Source organism: Kitasatospora sp. NPDC097605, from assembly GCF_040302725.1.
Taxonomy (GTDB): domain Bacteria; phylum Actinomycetota; class Actinomycetes; order Streptomycetales; family Streptomycetaceae; genus Kitasatospora.
Genome location: NZ_JBEOSF010000015.1, coordinates 69,666 through 81,373, shown reverse-complemented (window position 1 = coordinate 81,373; position 11,708 = coordinate 69,666). Strand labels below are relative to the sequence as shown.

General features: G+C 75.1%; 9 protein-coding genes. 4 read left to right on the top strand and 5 right to left on the bottom strand.

Annotation, left to right across the window (positions count from 1 at the left end; translation table 11 throughout):
- Positions 1–71 precede the first annotated feature (71 nt).
- The 5 genes from ABTX81_RS18840 to ABTX81_RS18820 all read right to left on the bottom strand — a co-directional run bounded on the left by ABTX81_RS18840 (position 72) and on the right by ABTX81_RS18820 (position 6,023).
- Positions 72–1,790, bottom strand: coding sequence for an ABC transporter family substrate-binding protein (locus tag ABTX81_RS18840; protein ID WP_350546834.1), 1,719 nt, complete (start codon positions 1,788–1,790; stop codon positions 72–74).
- A 115-nt stretch (positions 1,791–1,905) separates the two neighbouring features.
- A complete protein-coding gene (locus ABTX81_RS18835) occupies positions 1,906–4,164 on the bottom strand; it encodes a hypothetical protein (protein ID WP_350546831.1) in 2,259 nt (752 codons plus the stop codon).
- Positions 4,165–4,400: 236 nt separating this feature from the next.
- Complete coding sequence (locus ABTX81_RS18830; protein ID WP_350546829.1) at positions 4,401–4,853, bottom strand: DUF6113 family protein; 453 nt, start codon at positions 4,851–4,853, stop codon at positions 4,401–4,403.
- A complete protein-coding gene (mshB, locus tag ABTX81_RS18825) occupies positions 4,850–5,779 on the bottom strand; it encodes an N-acetyl-1-D-myo-inositol-2-amino-2-deoxy-alpha-D-glucopyranoside deacetylase (RefSeq protein WP_350546827.1) in 930 nt (309 codons plus the stop codon). The genes ABTX81_RS18830 and mshB overlap by 4 nt, the downstream gene beginning before the upstream one ends.
- 49 nt (positions 5,780–5,828) lie before the next feature.
- On the bottom strand, positions 5,829–6,023 hold the full coding sequence (locus tag ABTX81_RS18820; RefSeq protein ID WP_344344199.1) for a DUF2304 family protein: 195 nt from the start codon (positions 6,021–6,023) through the stop codon (positions 5,829–5,831).
- A 226-nt stretch (positions 6,024–6,249) separates the two neighbouring features.
- Here ABTX81_RS18820 and ABTX81_RS18815 point away from each other — a divergent pair, with 226 nt between their 5' ends.
- The 4 genes from ABTX81_RS18815 (at position 6,250) to ABTX81_RS18800 (ending at position 11,680) form a co-directional block, all read left to right on the top strand.
- Positions 6,250–8,403 carry a S9 family peptidase gene (locus ABTX81_RS18815; protein ID WP_350546824.1) on the top strand — a complete coding sequence of 718 codons (2,154 nt, stop codon included), beginning with the start codon at positions 6,250–6,252 and terminating at the stop codon, positions 8,401–8,403.
- A gap of 306 nt (positions 8,404–8,709) precedes the next feature.
- Positions 8,710–9,684 carry an ABC transporter ATP-binding protein gene (locus tag ABTX81_RS18810; RefSeq protein ID WP_350546822.1) on the top strand — a complete coding sequence of 325 codons (975 nt, stop codon included), beginning with the start codon at positions 8,710–8,712 and terminating at the stop codon, positions 9,682–9,684.
- On the top strand, positions 9,681–10,403 hold the full coding sequence (locus ABTX81_RS18805; RefSeq protein WP_350546820.1) for an ABC transporter permease: 723 nt from the start codon (positions 9,681–9,683) through the stop codon (positions 10,401–10,403). The genes ABTX81_RS18810 and ABTX81_RS18805 overlap by 4 nt, the downstream gene beginning before the upstream one ends.
- An 8-nt stretch (positions 10,404–10,411) precedes the next feature.
- Positions 10,412–11,680 (top strand): sensor histidine kinase, encoded by a 1,269-nt coding sequence (locus tag ABTX81_RS18800; protein WP_350546818.1) that lies wholly within the window; start codon positions 10,412–10,414, stop codon positions 11,678–11,680.
- Positions 11,681–11,708: the final 28 nt, after the last annotated feature.

The following is an 11,708-nucleotide window of genomic DNA, read 5'->3' as shown; positions in this document are numbered from 1 at the left end:
CCCCCGCGGGCGGGGCCCCGGAGTCCCCGCGGACTCCGGGGCCCCGTCGTGCGGCCGCGGACGGCGGAACATCACTTCTGGTAGCCGACGTTCTCCCAGATGATGTCGGACAGGCCCTGGGCGCCGATGTTGGCGAGGTCGGCGCGGGCGCCGAACAGCTGCGGGCGCTGGTAGAGCGGCAGCATCCCGGCCACCTTCCACAGCTCGCCGTCGGCCTGGTTGATGGCCTCGAAGGCGCCGGCCGCGTCGGTCGCCGCGGCCGCCCGGTCGAAGGCGGCGTCCACCGCCGGGCTGCCGGCCTGGGAGTGGTTGGTGCCGCCGTTGGTGGCGAAGTTCGTCCGGTTGCCGCTGGCCGGGAACGGCGTGCCGAGCAGCGAGTAGGCGGCGATGTCGAAGTCCCGCCGGTTGACGTACTTGTCGAAGTACTCGTTGGGGCTGGCGGTGACGGTGGTGACCTTGACCCCGACCTCCTTGAGCATGCCGGTGGCGACGGAGGCCTCGTTCTGGGCCTGGGTGACGCCGGCCGGGATGACCATCCGCAGGTTGAGCTCCCTGCCGTCCTTGCGGCGCACGTCGCCGTCGAGCTTCCAGCCGGCCGCGTCGAGCTTGCGGACGGCCTCGGCCGGGTCGTAGCGGCTGAGGCCGAGGGAGTTGTCCCGGTAGGCGTTCTGGTTGGACACCAGCAGGTGGTTGTTGAGGGTGACGGTGGGCCAGTCGAGCCCGGCGAGGTCGGAGCGGGTGATGGTGTCCCGGTTGATCGCCTGGAAGATCGCCTGGCGGACGGTCGGGTCGGTGAGCGCGGGGCTGCGGCTGTTCAGCGTGAACTGCCGGAAGTCGGGCCCGCCGGCCCGCCGGACGGCGGCGCCCGGGGTGCCGCGGATCAGCTGGTAGCCGGCCACGTCCGGGCCGTTGTTGAACAGGTCGAGTTCGCCCTTGTTGAAGGCGGCGGCCATCGTGTTGGGCACCATGGCGCGGAAGACGATCCGGTCCAGCAGCGGCTTGTCGCCCCACCAGGCGGGGTCGGCGACCAGGGTGACGGTCTGCGCGGCCCGGTCCATCCGCTCCACCTTGAACGGGCCCGCGGTGACCGGGATCGCGTCCAGGTAGGAGGTGTTGAACAGCTCGGGCGTGGCGACCCTGCTCGCCGGCAGCAGCGGGGCGTTGGCGGCGCCGTTGAACATCGACTGCCACTCGGAGTAGGGCCGCTCGAAGGTCATCACGGCCTGGTAGTCGTCCTTGCCGCGCTCGACCGCGGCGACCTGCTCGAAGCCGGTGCTGCTGGCCACCCGGTACGCCGGGTCCTTGCCGTTCAGCGCCCGCCAGTTGGCCTCGATGTCGCGCCAGGTGATCGGTGTGCCGTCGGACCAGCGGGCCTTGGGGTTCAGCGTCCAGACCACGACCTGCCGGCCGTCCCGCTGCTCGGCGTGCGCGTCCTGCAGATAGGCCGGGTTGGGGGTCTGGGTGCCGGCCGCGTCGGAGCGGAAGAAGGTCGGCAGCAGCGGCTTGCTGACGGCGATGGTGGAGGACTCGCCGCCGTCGGTCTGGATCGGCGACCACTGGGAGGAGTACTGGGGGATCGCCACCCGCAGGGTGCCGCCCTGGCGCAGCTCGGCGCGGTCGTGCGGGTTGATGTCGACGGCGGTGAGCTTGGGGCTCTCGACCGCGCTCGGCAGGGCGCGGGCGTTGCCGTCGGAGCCGCCGACCGGGGCGCAGGAACAGAGCGTCAGCGAGAGCGAGACGGCGGTCAGGCCGGCGAGCAGGGCCGTGCGGCGGTACAGGGGGCGGCCCATGGTGGTTCTCCCGGGACGGATGCGGCGGACGACAGGCGACACATCTTGCTGACCGGGGAGCGGGATTGTCGAGGGGCGGGCCCGGATCCGGGCCCGGCCCCCGATAACGGTTCGGTCAGACCGGGAACTTGTAGGTGCGGTCCCGGTCGCCGGTCTTGTCCAGCAGCGCGGTGATCTGGTCCGCGACGTCCTGCGGGGTGATCGGGACGAGCTGGCCGTTCTTCTTGGTCTTCACCTTGTCGAAGCCGCCGGCGACCATCTGGCGGTTGAGCGCGTCGAGGTCCCACTTGGGCACGAACTTGCCGTTGGCGTCCGGGACCAGGGTGAGCGCCACCGCGGCGGTCTTCGGCCCGAAGTCGAACTTCTTGGTCCCGGCCATGATGTGGATCTGGCCGTTCACCGCGGACTTGCCGAGGGTGTCCGCCGCGCCCTGGAGGGCCTGCGCGGAGGTCTTCGGCTGGGCCGCGGTCACCGCCAGCGCGACGGGCTGCTCGGGCTTGCCCGCGGCGCGGTCGCGGTAGGCCGCGTCGACCAGGTCGACGGCGGAGGCGGAGTCCACCGCCTGGCCGGCCCTGCCGGGGACGACGACGGCCTCGCCGGTCTCGGCGAACTTGACGTAGCCCTCCTGGAGGCCCTGCCCGGTGCCGCCGGCCAGCGCCTCCAGCGCGGACTTGAGCTTGGCCCGGTCGACCTTGACCTCCGGCGGCACGGCCTTCTCGTCGCCCTTGAGCGACTTGAGGACGTCCATCGGGTTGTAGGAGTGCTGGGCGAGCTTGTCGACGGTGGCCGTGGTGTCGAAGGCGAGCCCGGCGGCGACCGGGTCGAGGTCCACGGTCTGCTCGCCGACCTTCAGCTTGACCGGCTGCTGGCCGGCCTTGCCGACGCTCTCGTCGAGCTGGTGGATGGCCTGGTCGCGGCTGCTGCCGCCGATGTCGGTGCCGAGCACCACGGTGCCCTTGGGGACGTCGGACTGGTTCAGCATCAGCCCGGTGCCGTAGGCGGCGGCGCCGAGGAAGCCCACCCCGACGACGGCGTAGGTGGCGAGCTTGACCAGCTTCCTGGCGGCACCGGGCTTGGGCTTGGGGGCCGGCGCGGGCTTGGCGGCGGCGGGGGCCGGCTTCGGCGCGGACGGGCCGTCCGCGGCGGGGGCGGTGGCCGTGGCCGGCGCGGCGGGCTCGCTCCCGGGGTGCGGGCGGGCGGTCTGGAAGGGGTCGGCGGCGGGCTCGCCCTGGCGGCCGGGGGCACCGGGGAAGAGGCCGCCGGGGGCCGGGGCGCCGTTCGCGCCGGCGGCCGGCGGGCGCTGGGCGGCGAACGGGTCGGCACCGGCCGGGGCGCCCGGGAAGAGGCCGGGCTGCGGGGCGCCGCCCGGGGCGGCGGGGCCGGCGGGGGCGGCGGATATGGGCGCGGCCGGGGCGTCGTCGCGGATCGGGGCGAAGCCGTCGACCGAGGTGTCCTCGGGGCTCGGCGCGCCGGGCCCGCCGGTCGCCGGGGGCTGCTGGACGGCGAACGGGTCGGCCGGCGCGAACGGGTCGGTGGGCGCGAACGGGTCGGCCGGGGCCGGCGGGGCGAACAGCTCGGCCGGGGAGTCGGCGTAGACGCCGGCCTCGTCGGCGGGCAGCTCGGGCGCCGCGCCGTACGGGGAGGCGGGAGCGCCGGTCGGGTGCGCCACGGGGGCCTGGGCCTGGGCGGGCACCGGACGGCCGTTCGCGCGCGCCGCGCCGGGGGCGGCGGCGGGCCGCTCGGCCTTCTTCGGGCGCTCGGTCTGCGGGCGGGTGCCGTTCGCCCGGGCGGCGGCGCGCTGCGGGCCGGCCGGGGCGGCGGGCGCGGCGGCTCCGGCCTCGGCGGCGGCGGGGGCGGCGGCCGGCACCGGGGCCGGGGCGGCGCCCTCGGCGGTCGAGGCCTTCTTCTGGCGCGGGCGGAACCAGGCGCCGGTCGACTCGGCCTCCGAGGTGGCCGGCGGGATCTGCCACTCCGGCGGCAGGTTCGGCGGGGTGGTGCTGCGGCCGCCGTCCATCACGCCGAGCACCGGGGAGGCGGGCGCGGCGGAACGGTGCCGGGGACCGGCCGGCTCGGCGGCGGGCGCCGGGGTGTCCTCGCCGCCGCCGTCCTCGTTCTTGACGGTGCTGCGGACGACCACCGGCGGGATCGGGCGCGAGCCCGGGATGTTGATCCGGACCCGGGTGGTGAGGGTGGTCTCGGTCTTCGGGCCGTCGTCCTCGCCCTCCGGAGCCGAGCTCTTGGCGGCGCCGGCGCCGCCCGTGCGGTCGCCGCCGGGGAAGCCCGGTGTGCCGTAGGGCGGGGTGCCCGACGGGTAGGCGTCCGGGCCCGTGCGCCGAGGCGTCGGGTGGGCGTTGTCAGATTCGCGGCTGCTCAATGCTGCTCTGCTCCGGGTTCGCGGGCCGGGCCGTGCGGCGCGACCGCGGTCGTCGGCGCCGGACCTGGCGGGCGGCGTCGGGTACGGCGTTCTGCGGCACCACCATACTGGGAAGAACCGACCGGTGAACCGGTTCGGAGAGATCCCGATACGTCCGGTTCCTCCGGTATGAGAGTACGACCGGGCGGTGCTGACTGCCCGTCGTACCGGCCACCGTACGCGGGTGCCCGCCCGGGTCAGCGCGGTGGGCCCGCCACTCCGGGGAACCAGCCGGCGCGGGTCGGCAGGGTGGCGCAGATCACGCCCAGGATCGAGCCGGCGAACAGCCAGGCGAGCGAGGTGGCGTTGGTCCAGAGCACGTTGTCCCCCTCCGGGCGGGGGACCATCACCAGCAGCAGCGCCAGGAACCAGCCGGCTGCCGGGACGGCCGCGCCGAGCCGGGTGCCGGTCACCCGCAGGCCGCCGTAGAAGGTCGCGGCGGTGGCGGCGAGCGCCAGCAGTACTCCCACGGGCGGCCACAAGGCCTGCACGAAGGCTCCGCACACCGACACCGCGAAGCCCAGCGGGAAGAGCAGGACGTACACCGCGATCCGTGCGGCGCGCGGGGGCTGGGGCTCCTTCAGCCGCTCGTCGCGGGTGCCGAGGACGGCCGCCGGGATCGAACGCCGCGCGGGGGCGGGCGGGGTCATCGGGCACGCTCCTCGGAGGTCGCCGCGCCGTCGGGCGCCGCGGTGAGGTCCAGGCCGGCGAACAGGTCGTCCTCCGGCAGCCGCGGCCCGGCCTGGCCGTGCACCAGCTGGTAGTACTCGGTGGTGAGCAGCGGCTGGCCCAGGTCGTTGGAGAGCGCGAAGAACGCGCCGGTCGGGTCCACGGTGACCTGGGTGGCGTGCGCGGCCATCGCGGCGGCCTTGCGGCCGGCGTACGCGCTGCCGTCCACCACCGTGGTGACCAGCTCGTCGTCCACCACCCCGGGCACGTCCGCGGGCTCGGCCACGCCCGGGAACGGCGCCTTCCCGGCGGTCTCGGCGAGGCCCCGGGCGAGCACCGACCGGGGCACCCGGTTCCAGTACACCTTGGCGATCCGCCAGGCCGGGCCCAGCTCGGGCCGGTAGGCCGGGTCGGCGGCCAGCTCGTGGGCGCGCGTCGCGACCCGGTGCGCCTGGATGTGGTCGGGGTGGCCGTAGCCGCCCCGCTCGTCGTAGGTGACCAGCACCTGCGGGCGCACCTCGCGGACCACCGCCACCAGCCGGCCGGCCGCCTCGTCCACGTCGGCCCGCCAGAAGCAGCCGGGCGCGTCGTTGTCGGGCACGCCCATCATCCCGGAGTCGCGGTAGCGGCCCGGGCCGCCGAGGAAGCGCACGTCGGTGACCCCGAGCGCGGCCATCGCCTCCGTCAGCTCGCCGATCCGGTGCGCGCCGAGGGCGTCGTCCCGATCCGCCGTCAGATGGGCCAGCTCCGGCGGGATCACCTCGCCGCCCTCGCCGAGGGTGCAGGTCACCAGGGTGACGTGGGCGCCCTCGGCGGCGTACCGGGCCATCGTGGCGCCGTTGTTGATCGACTCGTCGTCGGGGTGCGCGTGCACCAGGAGCAGGCGGCGGCCGGTAGTCGCGGTCATGGGAGGAAGCCTAACGACCGGGGCGCCGGCCCGGTGACCGCGCGGCGGGTCAGAGCCGCAGGCCGTTGATCATCCCGGCCAGGTTGCTGGTGACCTGGCTGATCGAGGGGGCGATGGAACTGGACGCCAGGTAGAAGCCGAGCAGCGCGCAGACGATCGCGTGCGCGAGCTTCAGGCCGGAGCGGCGGATCAGCACCACCACGATGACCAGCATCAGCATGGCGGCGGAGATGGACAGGGCCATGGCGGCTCACACTCCTCGGGGCCTGGTGATCACACGTGCACCAGTCATACCCGAAGAGTGAGGGAGTCATGACGCTGGGTGAGTCCGCATGCCCCGGGGCACGGTGGCACCCGTGGGGCGCATGGGCCGGTCGGAGGGGGTGCGGACCCCATCCGGGCGTACTTGCGGCCGATGCTCCGAACGAGTGATCACCAACGGCCCACCCCGGGTCGTAGGGTCTGGTGCCATGACCACCCACACCTCAGCGGACACCTTCCCGAGGCAGTACGCGCGCACCCTGCGCTACACCGTCGGCGCCCCCCGGTCGTTCTCCGTCGCACCCGACGGCTCCCGGGTCGTCTTCCTGCGCTCCCTCTCCGGCGCCGACCGCGCCAACCTGCTCTGGACCCTCGACACCGCCACCGGCGAGGAGCGGATCGCCGCCGACCCGGCGGTGCTGCTCGGCGGCGGCGAGGAGGACCTCTCCCCGGCCGAGAAGGCCCGCCGTGAGCGCAGCCGCGAGGGCTCGGCCGGCATCGTCGGCTACGCCCTGGACGGCGCCGGCAAGCTCGCCGCCTTCGCCCTCTCCGGCCGGCTGTTCGTCGCCGACCTGGCCGCCGGCACCGCCACCGAACTGCCCGCCGAGGGCCCGCTGCTCGACCCGCGTCCCTCCCCGGACGGCGTCCACGTCGCGTACGCCACCACCTCCGGCGAGCTGCGGCTCACCCGCGTGGACGGCACCGGCGACCGCGCCCTCGTCCAGCCCGACGGGCCGAACGTGACGTGGGGCCAGGCCGAGTTCATCGCCCAGGAGGAGATGGGCCGCGACCGCGGCCACTGGTGGTCCCCGGACAGCGACCGGCTGCTCGTCGAGCGCGCCGACGACACCCCGGTCGACCGCTGGTGGATCGCCGACCCGGCCAACCCGGACCGCGAGCCCGCCGAGATCGCCTACCCGGCCGCCGGCACCGCCGACGCCGAGGTCGGCCTCTGGGTGCTCGGCCTGGACGGCACCCGCACCGAGGTGGCCTGGGACCGCGCGGCCTTCCCCTACCTGGCCCGGGTGCACTGGTCGAAGGGCGGCGTGCCGCTGCTGCTCGTCCAGTCCCGCGACCAGCGCGTCCAGCGCACCCTCGGCCTGGACGTCGCCACCGGCGCCACCGAGGTGCTGCACGAGGAGCGCGACGACGTCTGGCTGGAGCTGTTCCAGGGCGTCCCGGCGTGGACCCCGGACGGCAGGCTGGTGCGGATCTCCGACGAGTCCGGGGCGCGGTCGCTGGTGATCGGCGAGCACACCGCCACCGGGCCCGACCTGCACCTGCGCTCGGTGCTCGCGGTCACCGCCGACGAGGTCTTCTTCACCGCCTCCGGCGGCGCCGCCGAGACCGACCCCGAGCCCGGCTGGGTCGCCGTCGGCCGGATCAGCCACGACGGCAAGCGGCTCTCCTGGGAGTCCGCCAACGGCCGCCCGTTCACCTCCGTCACCACCGCGGTGCACGCGGCCGGCATCACCGTGCGGGCCACCGCCGAGCCCGACCTGCCCGGCACCCTGGTGCGGGTCGCCCGGGACCTGCCGGAGGGCGTGGTGGTGGACGACATCGCCGTCATCGCCTCGCACGCCGAGACCCCGGTGATCACCGCCCGCCCGGTGTTCCGCTTCGCCGGCGAGCGGCGCATCCCCGCCGCGGTCTTCCTGCCCACCGGCTACGACCGCGAGCGGGACGGCCTGCTGCCCGTCCTGATGGACCCGTACGGCGGCCCGCACGGCCAGCGCGTCGTCCAGGCCCACAACCCGCACCTCAACTCGCAGTGGTTCGCCGACCAGGGCTTCGCGGTCGTCGTCGCCGACGGCCGGGGCACCCCCGGGCGCGGGCCGGCCTGGGAGAAGTCGATCCGCCACGACTTCGCCGGGGCCACCCTGGACGACCAGGTCGACGCCCTGACGGCGCTCGCCGACGAGTTCCCGCTCGACCTCGGCCGGGTCGCCATCCGCGGCTGGTCGTACGGCGGCTACCTCGCCGCGCTCGCCGTGCTGCGCCGTCCGGACGTCTTCCACGCGGCGGTCGCGGGCGCGCCGGTCACCGACTGGCGGCTGTACGACACCCACTACACCGAGCGCTACCTGGGCCACCCGGCCGAGGTGCCCGAGGTGTACGACGCCAACTCGCTGACCGGCTACGCGGCCGGCCTGGAGCGCCCGCTGATGATCATCCACGGGCTCGCCGACGACAACGTGGTGGCCGCGCACACCCTGCGGCTCTCCTCGGCGCTGCTCGCCGCCGGGCGCCCGCACACCGTGCTGCCGCTCTCCGGCGTCACCCACATGACGCCGCAGGAGGAGGTCGCGGAGAACCTGCTGCTGCTCCAGGTCGACTTCGTGAAGAAGTCGCTCGGGATCTGAGCCGCGGCGCGCCGAGGAGGGGGAGCGGGGCCGGATCAGGGAACCCGGGCCCGCGGACGAGCGGTGCCGGGGCATGCCCATCCCGCTCCCCCTTGGCCGCGCGCACCCACGGGGGGTCGAGCTGTCCGGCCTCGACGTGGGCCACACGTTAGCGGGCGGGTCCGACAGCGGCGGACCGTGACCCCGGTCGTGCGTTCGGCATGACGGATGTCATGCCGAACGCACGACGGCGGCCACTGCCGCCGCACCCCGGCCCGGCGGGACCCTGATGGGGCGAGAACGGCACCGACAGGGAGGACCAGGGCCATGGACGCGGGAGAAGTCGCCGCCTTCCGGGGCGTCAGCAAGAGTTACGGGCGGGTCCGGGCCGTGGACGGCCTCGACCTCGTCCTGCGGCCGGGCGAGACCGTCGCCCTGCTCGGCCCGAACGGGGCCGGCAAGTCCAGCAGCCTCGACCTGCTGCTCGGCCTGCGCGAGCCCGACCGCGGCAGCGTCACGCTGTTCGGCGGCACCCCGCGCGCCGCGATCACGGCCAGCCGGGTCGGCGCGATGCTGCAGAGCGGCGGTCTGATGGCCGACGTCAAGGTCCGCGAGCTGGTGCGGCTCGCCTGCGAGGTGCACCCGCGCGGCCGGGCCGTCGCCGAGGTGCTCGCCGACGCGGGCGTCACCGAGCTCGCCGAGCGCCGCGTCGACCGGCTCTCCGGCGGCCAGGAACAGCGGGTCCGCTTCGCGCTCGCCATCGCCGGCGCCAATGACCTCATCGTCCTGGACGAGCCCACCACCGGCATGGACGTCTCGGTCCGGCAGGCCTTCTGGGCGAGCATGCGGGCCCAGGCCGACGCCGGCCGCACCGTGCTGTTCGCCACCCACTACCTGGAGGAGGCGGACTCGATCGCCGACCGCGTCCTCGTCCTGCACCGCGGGCGGCTGATCGCCGACGGCAGCTCCGCCGAGATCAAGGCCCGGGCCGGCGCCCGCCGGATCACCTTCGAGCTGCACGAGGCGGACGGCCCGTTCGACGAGGCCCCGCTGCGCCGGCTGCCCGGCGTCCAGGGGCTGGAGCTCACGGCCCGGGTCCCCGGGGTGCGGACGGTGCGGATCCGCGCCGCCGACGCGGACGCCGCCGTCGCCGCCCTCTACCGGGCGGGCCTGTACCCGCGCGGCCTGGAGGTCACCGGCCTGGGCCTGGAGCAGGCCTTCCTGACCATCACCGGCGAGCAGGACGCCGCGTCCGCCGCGTCCGCTCCGCCGACCGCGTCCGTCCTGGAGAGTGCGCGATGACCACCCTGATCCGCCTGGAGATCCTGCGGACCCTCCGCAACCGCCGCTACCTGCTCTTCACCATCGCCTACCCGGCGCTGATGTACGTCTTCTTCATCCACGCCTACGGCGGCACCGACCTCGCCGGCGGCCTGCCGGTGAAGACCTACTTCATGGTCTCGATGGCCACCTTCGGCGCGGTCGGCGCGGTGCTGACCGGCAGCGCGCAGCGGATCTCGCTGGAGCGCAAGAGCGGCTGGGTGCGCCAGCTGCGGCTGACCGCGCTGCCCGGCCGGGCGTACACCGTCGGCAAGATCGCGGCGAGCGCGGTGACCACGCTGCCCGCGATCCTGGTGGTCTTCGCGGTCGGCGCCGCCCAGGGCGTCTCGCTGGACCCGGCGCAGTGGATCGGCCTGGCGCTCGCGCTCTGGCTGGGCAGCTTCGTCTTCGCCGCGCTCGGGGTGGCGCTCGGCTACGCGGCCGCGCCGGACTCGGTGCAGACCATCGTGATGATCACCTACATGGTGATGGCGCTGTTCGGCGGGACGTGGTTCCCGGTGAGCGGTTCGCTGGAGCGCTTCGCCCGGTTCGACCCGGTCTACCTCTACAACCGGCTGGCCGCCTTCACCCGGCCCGGGCACGGCCTGGACACCGTCGCCGTCGCCGGGCTGGCGGCCTTCCTCGCGGTGTTCGTCGTCGCGGCGGCGACCCTGTACCGCCGCGACACCCGGCAGGCATGATGACCGTTATGAGCGACCCGCGTCCGACCCGGCGCACCGACGAGCACCCCGAGGTGGGTGCGGCGCGCGCGTCGTTCATGAACGTCCCCGGCGCCCCGGTGGAGACCAGGCGGCAGCTGCTGGTCAAGGTCTCCTGGATGCTGCTGTGGATGATCTACCTGGCCTACCCGGTGGGCAACCTGCTGCACGGCGGCCACGGCACGGGCGCCAGGGTGCTCGGCTGGACCTGCCTGGCGGCCTTCGTGGGCGGCTACGTCCTGCTGGTCGTCTTCCGCTCGCTGGCCGGCATGCGGCCACGGGCCTGCCGGGTGATCGTCGCGACGATGGTGGCGCTGGCCGTCGCCTCCGCCTTCGTGCTCGGCGACGCCTTCCTGACCCTGTTCATCTACGCCTCGGTGTGCGTCGCGATCATCACGCCGGCGCGCTACGCCCTGCGCGCGCTGCTCGCGATGGCGGCGCTCACCGCCGGCGTCGGCCTGCTGACCCACGCCGACATCGACAACGTGTGGACCTTCACCCTCAGCGCCTTCCTCTCCGGCGCCGCGATGACCGGTCTGCAGCGCCTGGTCGCCACCATGCGGGAGCTGCGCGAGGCCCGCGCCGCCGTCGCCCACCTGGCGGCCTCGGAGGAGCGGCTGCGGCTCGCCCGCGACCTGCACGACCTGCTCGGGCACTCGCTGTCGCTGATCACCCTGAAGAGCGAGCTGGCCGGGCGGTTCATGGACGCGGGCAAGGACGAGGCGGCGCGGGCGCAGGTCGCCGACATCGAGAACGTCGCCCGGCAGTCGCTGATCGACGTCCGGGAGGCGGTCACCGGCTTCCGCCGGCCCACCCTGCCGGTCGAGCTGGCCGCCGCCCGCACCGCGCTGGCGGCCGCCCAGGTGAGCCTGGAGGCGGCGCCGGAGCTGCTCGACGCCTGGCCGGGGCTGGCCCCCGAGGAGGCGGGCGCGCTGGCCTGGGCGCTGCGGGAGGCGGTCACCAACGTCGTGCGGCACGGCGAGGGGGCCACCGTCTGCACCGTGCGGGCCGACGAGACGTGGGAGGGGAGCGGCGAGCGGTACGCCGTCCTGGAGATCACCGACGACGGGCCCGGGCCGGGCAAGTCGCACCCGGGCAACGGGCTCTCCGGGCTGGGCGAGCGCCTCGCGCTGGTCGGCGGCCGGCTGGAGACCGGGACGGGGGAGCGGGGCAAGGGCTTCCGGCTGCGGGCCTCGGTGCCGCTGCGGACGGCCTCCGTGCCGAGTTCCCCGGCCTCGCGGGCGTCCCCGGCCCCGTAGGCGTTGGCGGGCTGGTCCGGGCGGAGGA